We start from the raw sequence: 17,005 nt of genomic DNA on the forward strand, positions 1-17,005 counted from the left end.
CTCAGGCTCCGGTCTGCGCTGTGGTCAGGGCGAGGAAGGCGTCCTCGAGGTTGCGGGAGGTGATCTCGACGTCCCGGGCGGCGGTCCGGGTCAGCAGGTGCCGGGCGATGGCGTCCGAGTCGCCGGTCCGCACCAGCACGCTGTCGCCGCGCACCTCCACGGCGTCCACGCCGGGCAGCGCGGCGAGCGCGGCCTGGTCGGCGCCGGGCAGGGTGGCCCGCACGGTACGGCCGGCGGCCAGGTTCTTGATCTCCGCGGTGGTGCCGTCGGCGACGATGCGCCCCTGCCGGACCAGCACGATCCGGTCGGCGTACGCGTCCGCCTCGTCGAGGTAGTGGGTGGCGAAGATGACGGTTCGTCCGCGCCGGGCGTCTCGGCGCAGGGCCTGCCAGAAGTCCCGCCGACCCTCGACGTCCATGCCGGTGGTCGGCTCGTCGAGCACCATCAGGTCCGGGTCGGGCAGCAGGGCTAGCGCGAAGCGCAGTCGTTGCTGCTGACCGCCCGAGCAGCGCCCGACCACCCGATCGGCGATGTCGGTGATACCGGCCCGCTCCAGCACCTCCGCCGCCGGGCGGGTGTGCCGGTAGAAGTGGGCGGTCATCCGTACCGTCTCGCCGACTGTGAGGTCCTTGAGCAGCCCGCCGGTCTGGAGTACCGCGGCGACCCGACCTCGGGCCACCGCGTCGTCCGGGGTGCCGCCGAGGACGCGGACGGTGCCCCTGTCCGGGCGGGACAACCCGAGCAGCATGTCGATTGTGGTGGTCTTGCCCGCGCCGTTCGGGCCGAGGAACGCCACCACCTCGCCGGGCTGCACCCGTAGGCTCAACCCGTCGACAGCGGTGACCGCGCCGAAGCTCTTGGTGAGGCCGTCCAACTCGACAGCCGGATGCGTACTGGTCATGCCACTGATGCTCCGGCGGGGCGTACCCCGATACCCGGAGCGGTCGTCACGCTCCGACCATGACATTTGTCAGGCAGCCGGATTCCGGACGGACACAGCGGGTAACCGCCGAGCCGAGCCGCGACACCGGGAGGACGCGATGGGTGCCACGCCGCAGGGTCAGGTCGACACGGTTGTGCTGATCCACGGGCTCTGGATGACGCCGCGCAGCTGGGAGGGGTGGGCCCAGCGGTACACCGAGCGCGGCATGCACGTCATCGCTCCCGCCTGGCCCGGCATGGACCGCTCCGTGGAGGAGCTGCGCGACGACCCCGGCCCGATCGCCGAGCAGAGCATCGCCACGATCGTGGCGCACTACGACCGGATCATCCGGGGGCTGCCCCGACCGCCGATCATCATGGGGCACTCGTTCGGCGGCCTGATCACCCAGGTCCTCGTCGACCGGGGCCTCGGCGCGGCGGCGGTCGGAGTGCACCCCGCGCAGGTGAAGGGCGTGCTCAAGGTGCCGCTGAGTCAGCTGCGCTCGGGCTTCCCGATTCTGCGCAGCCCCGCCAACCGCAACAAGGCCGTCCCGTTCACGGAGGACGACTTCGCCTACACCTTCGGCAACGCGATGAGCCGCGAGGACTCCGACCGGGCCTGGCGGCGCTACGCCGTCCCCGGCGCCGGGCGGGTCTACTTCGAGGGCGCGTTTGCCAACCTCGACCCGCGCTCGCCGACCCGGGTCGATTTCGGGCGTAACGACCGGGCGCCGCTGCTGCTGATGGCCGGCGAGGTCGACCACGTGGTGCCGGCGTCGGTGGTTCGCGCCAACGCCGGGCTCTACCAGAAGTCCCGGGCCCTCACCGCGTACGAGCAGTTCGCCGGCCGATCCCACTTCACCGTCGGCCAGGACGGCTGGGAGCAGATCGCCGACTATGCGCTGGACTGGGCGCTGCGTGCGGCGGCCCTGCCCCGTGAGGCGACCATCGCCAGCGAGGCCCCCCGCCGCTGACCTGGGCTCGGTTTGGAGGTCGGCCGGCCCGTGGCCCGGGGCCACCCACCACCTCAGCCGGCCACCGCACGACCACCTCGACTCCCCGGGGTGCAGGGCTGAGCGGCCAGGTCGATCGAAGGCGGTATACCTCAGAGGTATTTTTATGACTCAGAGGTATACCGCTCACCGGGACATCCGGCAGCACGGGCCCAGCTTGGGTCAGGTGGGCATGCCCACCCTCTGGCGGGGTATCTCGGTGGGATGAGGGCCAGTTTCCGGCTTGGCCGGGTCGCGGGAGTGCCGGTCGGCGTCAACTGGAGTGTGCTGGTCATCTTCGCGTTGATCGCGTGGGGGCTGGCCGCGAACCAGTTCCCCCGCTCCTACCCCGACCACTCGCCCGTGGCGTACCTGATCGCGGGCCTGGCCGCGGCGGTGGTGTTCTTCGTCGGCCTGCTCGCCCACGAGGTGTCGCACGCGGTGGTGGCCAAGCGCAACGGGCTGGAGGTCGACGGCATCACGCTGTGGCTGTTCGGCGGCGTGGCCGAGTTGCGGGGCGAGCCGCGTGACCCGGGCGCGGAGTTGCGCATCGCGGGCGTCGGCCCGCTGGTCAGCCTGCTGATCGGGGCGTTCTTCGGTGCCATCGCGGCGCTGCTCGCGCTGGCCGGGCAGGGCGGGCTGCTGTTCGGAGCGGTGGCCTGGCTGGCGGGGATCAACGTGCTGCTGGCCGTCTTCAACGTGCTGCCGGCCGCACCCCTTGACGGTGGCCGGTTGCTGCGCGCCGCGGTCTGGAAGGCCACCGGTGACCGGACCCGAGCGTCAGTGGTCGCCGCCCGGGCCGGCTGGGTGCTGGGTGTGCTGCTGATCGGCCTGGGGTTGTGGCAGTTCCTGTCCGGTGTCGGTTTCGGTGGGCTCTGGCTGGCCCTGATCGGCTGGTTCCTGATCGGGGCGGCCGGGATGGAGGAGCGGCAGGCCCGCACCGGCACCGCGCTGCGGGGGATTCGGGTGGGCGATGTGATGACCCCGCAGCCGCAGACCGCCTCGGCGCAGATGACGGTCGCGGACTTCGTCGACCACTACCTGTTCGCGTACCGGCATTCGGCGCTGCCGCTGACCGAGGACGGCCGACCGACCGGCCTGGTCACCGTCGACCGGGTGCGGGGCGTGCCGCCGGAGCGGCGGGCGTCGACCACGCTGGCCGAGGTGGCCTGTCGAGCCGACGAACTGGTGCTGGCCCAGCCCGGTGAACAGCTCAACGACCTGCTCCCCCGGCTTTCCGAGTGCGCCGACGGCCGCGCCCTGGTGGTGACCGAAGACGGCCACCTGACCGGCATCGTCTCCCCCAGCGACATCAGCCGCGCCGTCCAACGCAGCACCCTCCGCACCCCCACCCCATCCCGTTGATCATGAAGTTGTTGCGCCGACACGCCGCGCCGGGTGGCAATAACTTCATGATCAACCGAGGCGGGGGCGGGGGGCGGGGGGGGTCAGGAGTGGGGGCAGGTGTTGCGGTACTCCTGGATGGTTGCTGAGGCTGGGGGTGCGGGGCAGAGGAACTGGTCGTAGCGGGCGTCGTCGTCCACGAAGCGCTTCAGCCAGGAGATGCTGTACTTGGCGACCGTCACGTTCGTCGAGGTGGGCGCGGAGTGGCTGGCGTTGTTGAGTTCCAGGTACGCCTTGTCCAGCGTGGACGGCAGGCTGGTGTAGAAGGGCTCCGAGTGCGACGAGACCGGCGCCACCGAGTCGTTCTCCGCGCCGACCACCAGCGTCGGCACCCGTACGCCGGACCAGTTCTTGACGGTGTGCCAGCCGGTCAGCGGGATCGCGGCCTGCAACTGCGGTCGTGAGTTCGCCGCCGAGAGGCTGCCGCCGCCGCCCATCGAGTGCCCCATCACGGCGAGCCGGTTGCGGTCGATCCGGGTACGCACGCCGCTGGTGTTGGTGAGGTAGTCCAGGGCTGCCAGCAGTTGCGTGCCCCGGCTGGCCGGCTGGTCGTAGCGGGACAACGTGTCGATCGTGATCACCACGAAGCCCTGCGAGGCGAGGCGCGGCCCCAGCCAGGCCACGCTGGACTGGGTGGCGGTGTAGCCGGGTGAGATCGCCACCGCGCCGAAGGTGCCCTCGGCGGTGCTGGTCGGGTAGTAGATCGTTCCGCCCCGGAAACCGCTGACGCTGGAGGCGGCGACGGTGCTCTGGGCGATGGTGAACGCGCCCCGGCTGGCCTCGATGCTGGCCACTGTGGGGGCCGGGCCGCGCTCGTACGGGCTGGCGGCGGCGTGGGCGGCCGGCGCTGCGCCCAGTCCGGCGCCGAGCACGGCCAGGGCGAGCGCCCAGCGCAGACCGCGACGGGGGCGAGGGGCGACTGGTTCGGGGGTGATGGCGGGTACGGGCTGCATGTCTCGCTCCGAGGGGTGGAGCCGACGGTCCCGGGACGGGGACCGGACGATGAGACTCATCGACAAACATCAGTGTCTGTCCGGCGTCTTCCACCCCACCAATCCCAGCCGCCCCATGCCACAGCGCTATGGCACGCGCTCGGTCACCGGGGGAAGTAGCGGTCCAGTGCGTCGGTGCGGAACGTGCCCTTCGGGTCCAGGTCGGCCAGGAGCGCGGCGAAGTCGGCGCACCTCGGGTAGCGGGCGGACAGCTCGGCCGGGTCGGTGACGAAGACCTTGCCCCAGTGCGGGCGGGGCGCGAACGGCGCCAGCCGCTCCTCCACGGCGGCCACCACGGGCAGCACCGCCGCGGTGTCGTCGACCCAGGTGAAGTGCAGCACGAAGCTGTCCCGCCGGTAGTTCGGGCTCAGCCACAGCTCGTCGGCCGCCACCGTGCGCAGCTCGGAGACCAGCAGCACCGGGGCGATCAGGTCCGCCACGTCGTCCAAGGCGGCGAGCGCGTCCGCCGCCGCCGTACGCGCGAGGTGGTACTCGGACTGCAGTTCGTCGCCGCTGCTCGGGGTGAAGCCGAGCTTGAAGTGCGGCAGCCGCTCGTGCCACGGGCCCGGCTCGCCGAGCTGCGGGGTGCAGTTCTCCGCCGGCATGCCGAGCACCGGGTGCCGGGGCTGGTCGGCGGCGGTGGTGCCCAGCCAGTCCGCCGGGGGTGGCGGCTGGTCGGCCACCTGTTTGCGCCACACCTCGCGCAGCCGGGGCTCACGGAAGTCGGTGAAGACACTCACGCTGTACGCCGAGCCGAGCGCCTCGTCCAACGCCGTCCGGTCCAGGTCGAGGCGTACGTACTGGCGCAGCGCGAAGGTCGGCACGACGTCCACTGTGACGCGGGTGACCAGGCCGAGCGCGCCGAGCCCGACCACCATGCCGGCGAACGTGTCGGCGTCACGGTCGACCCGGAGCAGATCGCCGTCGGCGGTGACCAGCTCCAGGCCGGCGACCGCGCTGGCCAGGTTGCCGTGGGTCTGGCCGGAGCCGTGGGTGGCGGTGGCCACCGCGCCGGCCACCGAGATGTGCGGCAGTGACGCGAGGTTCGCCAGCGCGTACCCCTGGGTGTGCAGCTGTCGGGCGACGTCGCCGTAGCGGAGCGCGCCGCTCACGGTGACCTGCCCCCGCTCGTGGTCCACCTCGACGACAGGGGGCAGCCCAGCGAGGCTGACCAGGTCACCGTCGGTGTCGCCGATACGGTTGAAGGAGTGCCCGCTGCCCACCGCGCGGATCCGGCTGCTGCCGGCGACGAGCCGGCGCAGTTCGTCGACGGAGGTGGGGCGGTGGAACGCCTTCGCGGCGTACCGCACGTTGCCGGCCCAGTTGCGGCGCGGAACGTCAGTGGTCGACGCGGCGTGCGATCCCTGCGCGGTCATGTGGCGGTCTCCCGATCGGTGCTCTGGTGGTCGGCCAACGCGGTGACGAGGGCGTCCAGAACCGTATCCGTCTGGAACGTGCTGTAACCACGTTGGGCGATCGGCAGACCGGCAGTGGTGGCGCGTTCGATCTCCCCCCGGGCCGCCTGCCGGGCCGACGCGTCTCCGGACATCAGCGCGTCCTGGCCGCGTCGGATCAACCGGTCGACCCGGTCCATCTGGTAGCCACGCAGGCCGACCGGGAGCTCCGGGGCCTCGAAGGCGGCGCGACGCAGCGCGAGCAGGTCGACGAAACGGCCGCCGGCATATTGGGTGAGCGCGGCGGACACCTGCTCGGGCTGCTCGCGGACCTGGTCGAGGACGAGCAGCTCGACGGCCGGGCGACCGTCGAGCGGATGGCGGGCGGTCAGCGGCTCAATCGTCACACCCGACACGGGCACCAACAGCAGTCGCGGTGGCTCCGGATGGCCGTCGCGCCGGGGCGGCTCGTCGAGGACCAGCGCGTCGACCTCCGGCCACCGGACATCCCGACGCAGGCCGGGTCGCCGGATGGTGATCCCGTCCGTGTGGATCCCGAATCGGAACGGCCGCATCGCGCTGACCAGCGCCACCGTGCCGAGCGCGATCGCTCCCACCGCGATGATCGTCCGTAGCAGGGCGTCGTCGCTGGGATAGACCAACAGGAGCACTCCACCGAGTACGCAGACCAGGGCGAGCGCACGGGCCCCCCGATTCCGGCGCAGTTCCACGCTCGGACCCCCGTTTCATGACCGTGGCGTCGGTTCCGACATCTTCCGCCAGACCGGGCACCAGGGACACCGGTCGATCGGGCACGGTTGTTCTCGTCGTCGTCGGGGAACCCTACGCCCATGAGCAGCTACCGCGATCCGGCCGCACGAGGTGACGTCTTCCCCTCCGAGGAGGAGCTGGACCCCACCGGCACCGAGGTCGAGCAGGCCAGCGCGCCGCCGGCCGGCGGGTTTCCGAGCCACCCGTCGCCCACTCCCGGTCCTCGGCCCACACCGGCGCCCGCACCCGCGCCGACGCCGGTGCCGGCGCCCGGCCCGCCGCCGCGCGCCAGTGGCGCCCAGTCGATCGTGACCCGTCACCTGGACGGCTCGGTGGAGGTGGTCACCGACCTCGATGGTGACGGCGTCGCCGACGTCGTCCAGATCGACGTGGACGGTGACGGGATCCCGGACATCACCTACGTGGACAGTGACCGCGACGGGCGGCTGGACACCGTGCTGGGCGACCCGAACGCGGTCGGGACGGGCGTCCACCGGGCCTGACCCGGCGGCGCGGCCGACTCAGAGCTTCGCCATCACCTCGCTGGCGACCAGCTCCAGGTGCTCCAGGTCGCTGAGGTCCAGCACCTGGAGGTAGAGCCGCTCGCTGCCGATCTCGGCGTACCGGCCGATGGTGTCCAGCACCTCGGCGGGCGTCCCGGCCAGGCCGTTGGCCCGCAGCTCGTCGGGCTCGCGGCCGATGGCGGCGGCCCGGCGGGCCACCTCGGCGTCGTCGCGCCCGCAGCAGAGCACCAGGGCGTTGGACCAGACCATCCCGGCCGGGTCCCGGCCGATCTCGGCGCAGGCCACGCGGACCCGGTCGAACTGCGCCGCAGTGTCCGGCACCGAGGCGAACGGCAGGTTGAACTCGTCGGCGTAGCGGGCGGCCAGCCGAGGGGTGCGCTTCGGGCCCGTCCCGCCGAGCAGGATCGGAGGACGCGGCTGCTGCACGGGCTTGGGCAGGGCGGGCGAGTCACGAACCGGGTAGTACCGGCCGTCGTGGTCGAACCGCTCCCCCGCCGGCGTGGCCCAGAGCCCGGTGATCACGGCGAGCTGCTCCTCCAGCCGGTCGAACCGCTCGGCCAGCGGCGGGAACGGGATGCCGTACGCGCTGTGCTCCTCGGCGTACCAGCCGGTGCCGATGCCCAGCTCCACCCTGCCGCCGCTCATCTGGTCGACCTGCGCCACGGTGATCGCCAGCGGGCCGGGCAGCCGGAAGGTGGCGGCGGTCATCAGCGTGCCGAGCCGGATGCGGCTGGTCTCCCGGGCCAGGCCGGCGAGCGTCGTCCACGCGTCGGTGGGGCCGGGCTCGCCGCTCACGTCACCCATCATCAGGTAGTGGTCGGACCGGAAGAACGCGCCGTAGCCGGCGTCCTCTGCGCAGCGGGCGACGGCGAGCAACTGGTCGTAGGTTGCACCCTGCTGGGGCTCGGTGAAGATCCGAAGTTCCATGATCCGAGCATAGGGAGCCGATCGGCGGTGGCGCGCCGGGACGGCGACCGTCGTCGTATGCTTTGACAGTCATATGACGGAGGAGGCATATTGGGAAGGTGTCCACCGACGCCTTCACCGTCCTCGCCGAGCCCACCCGGCGCCGGATCCTCGATCAGCTCCGCGACGCCGAACGCAGCGTCGGCGAGCTGGTCGATGGGCTCGGGGTCAGCCAACCAGCCGTCTCCAAACACCTGCGGGTGCTTCGCGACGCCGGCTTCGTCACCTGCCGGACGGCCGCCCGACAGCGGATCTACCGCCTCGACCCCGGCCCGCTGCGGGACGTCGACGGCTGGCTCGACCCGTACCGGCGGCTCTGGGCCCGACACCTGGACGCCCTGGAACGGCACCTCGACAGTCAGGAGCAGTGAATGGACCGCGACGCGTTCCGCCCGAGCCCACCCGCCGACGTGCGCGCCGAGCCCACCGACGCCGGCACCACAGTCGTCTTCGTCCGCGACCTGCGGCATCCGCCAACCGCTGTCTGGGCGGCACTGACCGACCCGGCCCAGCTCGCGCAGTGGGCGCCGTTCCTCGCCGACCGCGATCTCGGCACCGCCGGCGCCGCCGTGCTCACCCTCGTCGACGGCGAGACCACCCAGGAGGACCCGGCGACGGTACGCCGGGCCGAGCCGCCGCACCTGCTCGAATACACCTGGGGCGACGACCTGCTGCGCTGGGAGCTGAGCCCGCTGGGCAGCGGCACCCGGCTCACTCTGCGACACACCGTCGCCGACCGGGGCATGCTGCCGATGGTCGCGGCCGGCTGGCACCTCTGCCTCGACGTGGCCGACCGGTTGCTCGACGGCGACCCGGTCGGCCCCATCCGCGGCGCGGAGGCCAAGGACTTCGGCTGGCCCGAGCTGCGCGACGCGTACGCCGAACGGCTCGGTGAGGGCTGACCGGTGCGGTCCCGGCGGCCCCGGAGCCCGGAGCCGCCGGAACCCGGTCAGACGTACGGCCGCTTGGCGTACGCCTCGCGGAGCGCGGCCAACCCGGTGGCCTTCGGCGTCAGGGTGCCCCACCCGGAGTTGAAGTAGTTGGTCCGCACGATCCGTGGCCCACCCTCGGCGTTGAGCTGGGCGATCGCCGCCGGCACTGTGGCGATCCAGGCCGCCTGGTTCGGGATCTCGGCCACCCGCACCCCCCACTCCGCGATGATCACGGGCCGGGACAGCGCCACCGGGCCGAGATCCGCCACCGCCCAGTCCTTGGTGCGCCGAAAGCGGGCCAGCGCGGTGTGGCTGGCGTTGGTGCCGTACGCGTTCCACTGGAGATAGTCGAGGCGGGACATCAGCGACTCCGGGTGGGTGCGCTGGAAGCAGGCCCGGTCGAAGCCGCCCAGCCCCACCGAGAAGGTCGTCCCGGTCGGCAGCGTCCGCGCCTTGAACCACGTCAGGATGTAGTTCATCGCCTGCACCGCCCGAGCGTCCGACTCGGCCCAGGTGTACGCCTTGCCGTCCTCGGTGGTGCCGAACTCGTGATCGGTGTCCAGTTCCGAGGCGAGCTGGATGTTCACCCCGAAACCGAGGGTCCGGTACTGCGACAGGGCGCGGGCGAACAACCCGTCGCACTGCCCCTTGAGCACCTGGCCGTAGCCGTACGCCCTCGGCCAGGTCGTGCCCGGTCGCTGCTGGATGGTCATCGTCGGCGCCGGCACTGTGTAGTTGACGCCGTCAACAGTGAAGCTCTGCGGTCCGTAGTTCGGAGCGCCGTAGTGCTTCAACTCCAGGACCATGTTCATCTGCACCCCGGCCTTGCCCAGGTTGACCAGCCAGGGCCGGTTGTATCCGGGGAAGATGTAGCCGTCGGCGAAGCTGCGGTACTGGGTGAGGGACCGGAAGTTGCCGCCGGCCATGTCGGCGGTCGGGTCGGCGCCGCCGGAGAGGTAGTAGCCGCCGAGCACGGGTTGGCCCAGGCTGTAGTCGGCGGTGGCCGTCGCGGTGTTTCCGGCGGCGTCGCGGACCTGGACGGTGACCCGGGGCATCACGCCACCGACCGATACACGGCCACGGAGCCGTTGTCGGAAACCCGGGTCCAGGCACGTCCGGAGTTGTCGGTGACGGTCACGGTGAGCGGGTCGATGACCGCCGTGACCTTGACCGGCGCGCTGCTGTTGCCCTGCGCGTCGGTGACCACGATGGTGACGGTCAGCGGTTTGGTGTCGGCGTCTGAGTAGGTGACTGTCAGCAGCATCTGGTCACCCGGCGCGAAGACGGATGCGTTCAAGGCTGCGGTTGCGGTGGGAGCGGCCATTTCGGGCCCTTTCTGGCTCGGTCGCCAGGGCTCCGGCGCGCGGTTCAGCGACGTCGGACCCGGCGGGGTCCACAGTGCGAAAGGCCGGCGGGGCACGGGGACGGCAGGCACGACCGGCGGACGGCGCTGCCTGACTGCCGGTGGTGCTGACGTCCTTGTCCCGATGGGCGGAGGCACCGCTGCGGGCGCCCGCAGGGGTGTCGGTGACAGCCACGGCCTGTCGTACGCGCGATCGGCACGGCGGCTGTGCCGTGACCGCCACGGCTTCGAGGCCGGGCTGGGTGAGGGCGGCACCGGTGCGGACGATGTTGTCCCCACCGGGCCGGAGGATCGGGATGTGGCCCGCCACCCGTCTACCTCCACCTGCCCCAAGGGTGCTCTACCAGGGGCTTTACCGTCTTGTCCGAATTGCGACAACCTCCGGCGAGGCTCGGCGCGACGGCTACTCGGGCGGCGTGCCCCGTACGGCCCAGGCCCGCGCGGTGAGCCGGATCGACAGGTCCGGCTCGACCGGCAGCCGGGTGGCCAGCGACTCCCGCAGCGCGGCCCGGTCGGATTCGGCCAACGTCGCGACGTACCCCGGCGCCGACCCCTGACCGCCGAGGAACGGTGTCCAGTAGTCGGCGAAGTCGGTGAAGGTCGTCGGTACGTCGACCGGCCAGACCGACACGTCCCGCAACCCGGCCCGCTCCCACAGCGTGCGGAGCGCGTCGGGCTGGCACACAGTGGTGCGGTTCCCCTCGTCCAGCTTCGCCGAGGCCGGGTCGAGCTGTGCGGCGGCGGCCCAGAAGTGCCGCATCATCGCCATCCCCTCCGCGTAGTCCCAGACGTAGGCGGCCACCACCCCGGCCGGCCGGACCACCCGGGCGAACTCCGCCACCGCCCGCGCGGGCTCCGGCACGAAGTTGAGCGTCAATCCGCTGACCACCACGTCCGCGACACGATCGGGCAGTGGCAGGGCCCGCGCGTCACCGACCTGGAAGGCCGCCCGGGGGTCGGTGACCCGGGTACGCGCGACAGCGACGAACCCCTCCGACGGGTCGATGCCGGTCACCTCGACGGGGTCGTTGTGGCTGAGGATCGTCGAGGTCAGCGCTCCGGTGCCGCAGCCCACGTCGAGCCAGTGCCGCCCCGGCGCAACGGCCAACCCGCGCAGGAATTCCACAGCGACCAGGCGGCTCCACCGACCCACGTACGCCTCGTACGCGTCACCGTTCGCCCACACCGGCTGCACCATCCCGGAAACGATACGACGGGCCAGGGCCGTCGGTGCTGGCGTTCAGTCGAGATGGTCGGCGGGGGCGGTCTGGAGCAGCCAGGCCAGCGGCATCCGCGCCCGCGTCTCGTAACTGCCGTCCCTACCCAGCCGGTGCAGGGTGACCGTCTGCGCGCCGTCCCGATCGATCACCCAGTACTGCGGGATCCCCGCCGACGCGTACTCGCGGACCTTGGTCACGGAGTCCATCGCCTCCGAGCCCGGCGAGACGATCTCCACGACGAGTACGACGTCGGCGACTGCGGCCCAGACGCTGCGGGACGGCGGCTTACGCCAGACACTCACATCGGGGATGCGGCCACCGTCACCGTCCGGTCCGGAGATGCGCACACCGACTGCCTGAAGCACCTGCTCGGCGGGCCAACCCGCCACGATCAACCAGGCGAAGAGGCGACTGGCGATCATGGCGTGTTCCGAATCGGGCGGCGGCATGACCGACAGGACCCCCTCGGGGCTGGTCTCGTAGCGGTGACCGTTCGGGTCGGCAGCGTTCATCGCCGCCACGTCGTCGAGCGTCACAACGGCGGGCATGTGCATGCCGACAGCCTCAGCGCTCATGAGTCACATCCTAGGTGACCAGCGGCGCCGATCATCGCACCCGATGGCTCAGCGACGCCGCCGCGCCGGGTCGAGCAGGGCGGGCGGGGTGTCGAACTTCTCGGCTGCGGCGAGGTCGACCCCGGGTGCGACGATCGCGTCGATCGCGTCGAGCACGTCGGCCGGGAGCACGGTGTCCGCGGCGGCGAGCTGGGCGTGCAGGTGGTCGATGGTGCGGGGGCCGATGATCGCGCTGGTCACGGCCGGGTGCGCGGTGACGAACCCGAGTGCGAGCTGGATCAGGGTGAGCCCCGCCTCGTCGGCCACGGTGGCCAGCTGCTCGACGGCGTGGAGCCGGGCCTGGTTGGCCGGGACGCTGAGGTCGAAGCGGGCGGGCAGGAGCGCCGAGCGGCTGGTGGTGATCTCCCGGCCGGCGCGGATCGCACCGGAGAGCCAGCCCGAGGCGAGCGGGCTCCAGGCGAGCAGGCCGAGCCCGTACTGCTCGGTCACGGGCAGGACGTGGGCCTCGATCCCCCGTTGCAGGATCGAGTAGCTGGGCTGCTCCGTCACGTACCGGCCCAGGTGGTGCTCCCGCGCGGCCCACTCGGCCTGCACGATGCGGTACGCGGGGAAGGTCGAGGAGCCGAAGTAGCGGATCTTTCCCGCCCGTTGCAGGTCGGTCAGCGCCGACAGGGTCTCCTCGTCGCTGGTGGTCGGGTCCCACCGGTGGATCTGGTAGAGGTCGACGTGGTCGACGCCGAGGCGGCGCAGGCTGTTGTCCAGCTCGGTGACCAGCCAGCGGCGCGAGCTGCCCCGCTGATTGCGCTCGTCGCCCATCGGCATGCCGGCCTTCGTGGCCAGCACGATGTCGTCGCGGCGACCGGCGATGGCCTTGCCGACCAGCTGCTCCGACTCGCCCTGGCTGTACATGTCGGCGGTGTCGATCAGGTTGATCCCGGCCTCCAACGCGGCGTCGACGATCGCCGTCGCCTCGTCCTGGGTGGTGTGCCCCAGTTTGCCGAAGTTCATCGCGCCGAGCACGAGGGTGCTGACCTGGACGCCGGTGCGCCCCAGGGTGCGGTACTGCATGGCTGTTCCTCCACGGAAGGGTGAGGTGACACTGGCCCACCCGCTCTGGCATTCTGAGCAAGTGGAACCACGTTCCGCTAAGAACAATACGGAACGCTGTTCCGTTTGCCAAGTGACGGGGGTAACGGTGCGATAGCTTATTGATCATGGGGGACTGGGAGCTTCGACCAGCCTCGACGGCGGACGTCGAGGCGGTGGCCGAGTTGCGGGCGGTGGTGCTGCGGGCCGATCTGGAGCGGCTCGGGCGGTACGACGAACAGCGGGTGCGGCAGCGCCTGCGGGACGGTTTCGCACCGGCGTACACCTGGGTCGTCGAGGTGGACGGCGCGTTCGCCGGCTGCGTGGCGCTGCGGCCCGACGCGGACGCCCACTGGCTGGAGCACTTCTACCTGGCCCCGCGGCTACAGGGCAGTGGCATCGGCACGGCCGTGCTGCGCGAACTGCTGGACCGGTGCGACCGTCTCGGCAGGCCGGTACGGCTGAACGTGCTGCGGGGCAGCCCGGCCCGGCGGCTGTACGAGCGGCACGGATTCACAGTCGACACCGAGGACGCGGTGGACGTGTTCATGGTCCGCGCACCCGGGACGATCACCGCCGAGACTCGGACCGGCGTCAATGTAACGTTGACAGATGACGTCGGAGCTGGCTCGGTTGGCGGAGGTCCGCGCTACCCGCGCCCGTCTGGACGAGCAGGAGCTGGAGATCATCGACCGCGCGCGCCACGACGGTGCGACGTGGGCCCAGATTGCGACGGCACTCGGCCTCGGCAGCCGGCAGGCCGCCGAGCAGCGTCGACAACGACTGGTGGCGGCGCGATGGTCGCGGCGGCAGCAGCTCGACCTCCGGATGCCTCCGCAGATTGCGGCGCTGCGGGCGGCGGTGGCCGACCTCGGCCGGTGGATCGGCGCCGATCAGCGGTGGGACAGCCGATTTCGTCGAGCGGCGCTCGTGCGGAGCACTGTGGACGCCGCGTTGGACGCCGCCCCGGGCTCGCTGCACGCGTTGGCACTGCTCCTCGCCACCGATCTCGCCGAAGCGGGTGAGGGACTGCCCGCGCCCGCTCGGACCGCCGCCACGAAGATCGAGGTCGCCCTGTCAATGGATAGTTGACAGCACGCAGCGGCATTGCCTGTGCTTCGCTCAAGCTTGAAGATATGAGTCTCCTCGACTCAACTCGGAGTGCTCATGCGTCGCAACGCGGGCCTGTTCGTGGCGATCTCCCTGCTGTCCGGCTTCGGCAGCAGCGCCATGTCCCTGGTCGCCGGCATCTGGATCCTGGACCTCACCGGCTCCACCAGCCTCGCCGCCCTCGCCGGGCTCTGCGTCTACGCCCCGGTGCTCGCCGGCCCGTGGCTGGGCGGTCTGCTCGACCGGGCACCCCGGCGGCCGCTGGTCATCGCCGTCAACCTCATGCTGGCGGCCGCCCTGCTGGCGCTCCTCTCGGTACGCGGGCCGGGGCAGACCTGGCTCATCTTCGCCGTCTCGTGCGCCTACGGCGTCAGCTACGTGCTGATCGACGCCGGCGAGACGGCGCTGCTGCCGTCGGCACTCGCCCCGACCGAACTCGGCGACGTCAACGGGTGGCGCTCCAGCGCACAGGAGGGCATGAAGCTTGTCGCTCCCCTGGCCGGGGCCGGCCTCTACGCGTGGCGGGGCGGCCACGCGGTCGTCGTCCTCAGTGCGGCCATGCCGGTCCTGGTCGCCACCCTGTACGCGCTATTCCGCCTGAACCGCACGCCCACCGAGCGGCCCACCGAACGCGGCGGCGGCCCGCGTACCGGGCTGGTGGTCCTGTTCGGACAGCCAGCGACACGTCTGCCGGTCGTGCTCGCGGCGGTGTCGATCGCCATGTCCGGCTTCACGACGGCGGGAATCTACGCGATCGTCGTCACCGAGCTGCGCCTGCCGACGACGTTCCTGGGTGTGCTGGCCAGCGCGCAGGGCGCCGGTTCCATTCTCGGCGGCCTGATCGTCGGTCGACTCATCACGGCAAGAGGTCCCGTTGCCGTCGGTGCCGTCGGAGCGGCGCTGTTCGCGATCGGGTGCCTGGCGCGCTGCCTGCCGTGGTGGCCGGCAACCGTCGTCGGGGCGGTGGTGGCCGGCGTCGGGCTGCCCTGGACCCTGGTCGCGGCGGTGACCGCCGTACAGACCCACACGCCGTCGGCGCTGCTGGGACGGGTCTCCGCGACGGCCAACACCGCGATGTTCGGGCCGCTCGTCGTGGCGATCCCGCTGGGCTCCGCGGCCGTCCACCTCGGCGCCCGCCCGCCGCTCATGGCCGCCACGGCGATCTGCCTGACCGCCGTGGTGGTGGCCACGTTCCGCCGCCGGTCGACGCCGTACGACGAGACGCCAACCGCGTTCCCGCCGCGCCGAACGGCGGGAACGGGTCCGGCGAGCCGCTGACCGGGTTCACCCGCGTACCGGATGGGTTGCCTGGAAGGCGAGTCGACGGTCGGCGTCAGCGGCGATCTGGTCGAGGATGTCGTCCAGGTCCAGGAAGACCGACCAGCGCTCGCGGCCAGTGGCCTCGGCAAGCCGGTCCACGAGCAGCTCTTCCAGGTCGGTGACCCGCTTTCCCTTCCACACCTTGTCGGCCACGCTGACCAGCAGGTCGTCGACGTCGATGCCGTCCTGGTGCCAGGACGCGTGGTCGCGCGCGAACCGGGCCGACGACTCGGCGACGCCGTGCTGGAGCAGCAACTCGTAACCGGCGGGCTCGTGCGCGGAACCGGGCCCGGACAACTCCTCCGGGTGCCGGACCTTGCCGATGTCGTGGGTGGCGGCGCCGAAGAGCACCGCCTCGCGATCGAACGGAAGCTGCGGGAACCTTTTCGCCATCGCGTCGGTGAGCTGCGCGGCGACGTCGTGCACGGCCCGCAGGTGCGCGGCGAGGCGCGGCGGAGCGTGCAGGGCCTCCAACAGGGCGACGACCTGGTCGGGCAGAGGCCGTAGCGGCGGGTCCGCGGGTGCGGTGAGGGCGCGGCGCAACGAATCGGACGTCACCGCGGCAAGGGTACGACCACCACGCGCGCCCGGCCCCTGTCGCGGGGCATCCAGAGCTGGTTCGGTCCGGCTACGCTCCCCCGCACCAGGGAAGGGGTCCACCGGTGAGAGGTCGCCTACGGCAGGTCGCGATGGTGCTGCTCGGCGCGGTGCTGTTCGGCACGGCCGGCCTGAGCCTCGGCTCCTGGTACGCCGGCCGCGGCACCACGCCGGTCAACTTCGACCAGGTACAGAGCATGGCGGCGGAGTTGCTTCCCGGCACCGAATCAGTCGGCTCGAGCGTCGGCCTCAACCACGTCTACGGTGCCCTGGGCCCCGACGACTTCGGCTCGGCGTACGCGGAATACCTCTACGTCGACGCCACCGACTGCGCGCACTCCGAATTGGTGCGGCGCAACGCCACCGCAGTGGGTTGGCAGGGCAACCATCGGGTCACGGGCACGCCATGCGATGGCTGGCGGGCCGAACGGGACGGGCTGACCGCCACGCTCACCCAGGTGGACCGCATGGCGGTCCTGAGGTTCGTGCCAGCCGCGCCCGACGGCTACGTCACCGTCATCCTCATTGCCACCGTCCTGGGTGCCGCGGCCGGGGCGGCGCTGTTCTGGCTGGCGGGACGGCGACGTCCACCCGTACCCCGACTGGTTGGCACGCTGGTGACGATCGTTCTCCTCCCGGGCGTCGTCCTCACCTGGCAGGGCCTGCTGGCGAATGGATTGGCGGAACCGACGTGGCCGGTCTGGCCAGCCCTCGCTCCGGTGCTGGTGCCGCTGGCGCTCGTGCTGCTGCTGGCCGGGCTGATCTTCTACGTGGGTCGACGGGAGCCGAGCCAGGTCTCCGGCCGAGGCACGAGCCAACCCTGAAGGTCCGCCATCCG

The 17,005-nt window shown here is 71.8% G+C and carries 19 protein-coding genes and 1 pseudogene; 9 read left to right on the top strand and 11 right to left on the bottom strand.

The window, feature by feature from the left end; translation table 11 throughout:
* Nucleotide 1: 1 nt before the first annotated feature.
* Nucleotides 2-901 carry an ABC transporter ATP-binding protein gene (locus GUI43_RS16460; RefSeq protein WP_091409175.1) on the bottom strand — a complete coding sequence of 300 codons (900 nt, stop codon included), beginning with the start codon at nt 899-901 and terminating at the stop codon, nt 2-4.
* Nucleotides 902-1,040: 139 nt separating this feature from the next.
* Between GUI43_RS16460 and GUI43_RS16465 the strand changes: the two genes are divergently transcribed.
* Together GUI43_RS16465 and GUI43_RS16470 are read left to right on the top strand one after the other, a co-directional pair.
* Nucleotides 1,041-1,895, top strand: a complete 855-nt coding sequence (locus tag GUI43_RS16465) for an alpha/beta hydrolase (RefSeq protein ID WP_112699179.1) — start codon at nt 1,041-1,043, stop codon at nt 1,893-1,895.
* A gap of 243 nt (nt 1,896-2,138) precedes the next feature.
* The gene (locus tag GUI43_RS16470; protein ID WP_112601500.1) at nt 2,139-3,278 is read left to right on the top strand and encodes a site-2 protease family protein; all 1,140 of its coding nucleotides are present in this window, start codon (nt 2,139-2,141) and stop codon (nt 3,276-3,278) included.
* A gap of 83 nt (nt 3,279-3,361) precedes the next feature.
* Here the strand turns inward: GUI43_RS16470 and bdeA are convergent, their stop codons facing one another.
* From bdeA to GUI43_RS16485, 3 genes are all read right to left on the bottom strand, one after another.
* Nucleotides 3,362-4,270, bottom strand: coding sequence for a bis(hydroxyethyl) terephthalate hydrolase (gene bdeA, locus GUI43_RS16475; protein WP_112699180.1), 909 nt, complete (start codon nt 4,268-4,270; stop codon nt 3,362-3,364).
* A 143-nt stretch (nt 4,271-4,413) separates the two neighbouring features.
* Entirely contained in the window at nt 4,414-5,685 is a 1,272-nt protein-coding gene (locus GUI43_RS16480) for an FAD-binding protein (protein ID WP_112699181.1), read from the bottom strand.
* On the bottom strand, nt 5,682-6,434 hold the full coding sequence (locus GUI43_RS16485) for a hypothetical protein (protein ID WP_112699182.1): 753 nt from the start codon (nt 6,432-6,434) through the stop codon (nt 5,682-5,684). The genes GUI43_RS16480 and GUI43_RS16485 overlap by 4 nt, the downstream gene beginning before the upstream one ends.
* 120 nt (nt 6,435-6,554) lie before the next feature.
* Here GUI43_RS16485 and GUI43_RS16490 point away from each other — a divergent pair, with 120 nt between their 5' ends.
* A complete protein-coding gene (locus GUI43_RS16490; RefSeq protein WP_112582550.1) occupies nt 6,555-6,977 on the top strand; it encodes a hypothetical protein in 423 nt (140 codons plus the stop codon).
* An 18-nt stretch (nt 6,978-6,995) separates the two neighbouring features.
* On the opposite strand, the gene GUI43_RS16495 is transcribed toward GUI43_RS16490, so the two are convergent.
* Nucleotides 6,996-7,925 carry an LLM class F420-dependent oxidoreductase gene (locus GUI43_RS16495; protein ID WP_112699183.1) on the bottom strand — a complete coding sequence of 310 codons (930 nt, stop codon included), beginning with the start codon at nt 7,923-7,925 and terminating at the stop codon, nt 6,996-6,998.
* Between the two features lie 98 nt (nt 7,926-8,023).
* Here GUI43_RS16495 and GUI43_RS16500 point away from each other — a divergent pair, with 98 nt between their 5' ends.
* Complete coding sequence (locus GUI43_RS16500) at nt 8,024-8,335, top strand: ArsR/SmtB family transcription factor (protein ID WP_112699184.1); 312 nt, start codon at nt 8,024-8,026, stop codon at nt 8,333-8,335.
* Nucleotides 8,336-8,866, top strand: a complete 531-nt coding sequence (locus GUI43_RS16505) for an SRPBCC family protein (RefSeq protein WP_112699185.1) — start codon at nt 8,336-8,338, stop codon at nt 8,864-8,866.
* A 47-nt stretch (nt 8,867-8,913) separates the two neighbouring features.
* Here the strand turns inward: GUI43_RS16505 and GUI43_RS16510 are convergent, their stop codons facing one another.
* From GUI43_RS16510 to GUI43_RS16530, 5 genes are all read right to left on the bottom strand, one after another.
* On the bottom strand, nt 8,914-9,951 hold the full coding sequence (locus GUI43_RS16510; protein ID WP_112699186.1) for a hypothetical protein: 1,038 nt from the start codon (nt 9,949-9,951) through the stop codon (nt 8,914-8,916).
* Nucleotides 9,951-10,220 carry a hypothetical protein gene (locus tag GUI43_RS16515; protein WP_112699187.1) on the bottom strand — a complete coding sequence of 90 codons (270 nt, stop codon included), beginning with the start codon at nt 10,218-10,220 and terminating at the stop codon, nt 9,951-9,953. The genes GUI43_RS16510 and GUI43_RS16515 overlap by 1 nt, the downstream gene beginning before the upstream one ends.
* A 442-nt stretch (nt 10,221-10,662) precedes the next feature.
* Nucleotides 10,663-11,457 (bottom strand): class I SAM-dependent methyltransferase, encoded by a 795-nt coding sequence (locus GUI43_RS16520; protein ID WP_112582545.1) that lies wholly within the window; start codon nt 11,455-11,457, stop codon nt 10,663-10,665.
* A 42-nt stretch (nt 11,458-11,499) separates the two neighbouring features.
* The gene (locus GUI43_RS16525; protein ID WP_112699188.1) at nt 11,500-12,054 is read right to left on the bottom strand and encodes a Uma2 family endonuclease; all 555 of its coding nucleotides are present in this window, start codon (nt 12,052-12,054) and stop codon (nt 11,500-11,502) included.
* A gap of 48 nt (nt 12,055-12,102) precedes the next feature.
* Nucleotides 12,103-13,122, bottom strand: a complete 1,020-nt coding sequence (locus GUI43_RS16530; RefSeq protein ID WP_112699189.1) for an aldo/keto reductase — start codon at nt 13,120-13,122, stop codon at nt 12,103-12,105.
* A 146-nt stretch (nt 13,123-13,268) separates the two neighbouring features.
* Here GUI43_RS16530 and GUI43_RS16535 point away from each other — a divergent pair.
* The 3 genes and pseudogenes from GUI43_RS16535 to GUI43_RS16545 all read left to right on the top strand — a co-directional run.
* Nucleotides 13,269-13,661, top strand: a pseudogene (locus GUI43_RS16535) (GNAT family N-acetyltransferase); the annotation flags it as partial.
* 91 nt (nt 13,662-13,752) lie between these two features.
* A complete protein-coding gene (locus GUI43_RS16540; protein WP_112582541.1) occupies nt 13,753-14,232 on the top strand; it encodes a hypothetical protein in 480 nt (159 codons plus the stop codon).
* A gap of 75 nt (nt 14,233-14,307) precedes the next feature.
* The gene (locus GUI43_RS16545) at nt 14,308-15,528 is read left to right on the top strand and encodes an MFS transporter (RefSeq protein WP_112699190.1); all 1,221 of its coding nucleotides are present in this window, start codon (nt 14,308-14,310) and stop codon (nt 15,526-15,528) included.
* Nucleotides 15,529-15,534: 6 nt separating this feature from the next.
* Here GUI43_RS16545 and GUI43_RS16550 read toward each other — a convergent pair whose 3' ends face one another.
* Nucleotides 15,535-16,128 (bottom strand): HD domain-containing protein, encoded by a 594-nt coding sequence (locus GUI43_RS16550; RefSeq protein WP_112699191.1) that lies wholly within the window; start codon nt 16,126-16,128, stop codon nt 15,535-15,537.
* A gap of 104 nt (nt 16,129-16,232) precedes the next feature.
* Between GUI43_RS16550 and GUI43_RS16555 the strand changes: the two genes are divergently transcribed.
* Nucleotides 16,233-16,991 (top strand): hypothetical protein, encoded by a 759-nt coding sequence (locus tag GUI43_RS16555; RefSeq protein WP_249037769.1) that lies wholly within the window; start codon nt 16,233-16,235, stop codon nt 16,989-16,991.
* The last annotated feature ends 14 nt before the right edge of the window (nt 16,992-17,005 follow it).

Origin of the sequence: Micromonospora noduli, assembly GCF_003264365.1 — a bacterium.
GTDB lineage: Bacteria > Actinomycetota > Actinomycetes > Mycobacteriales > Micromonosporaceae > Micromonospora > Micromonospora noduli.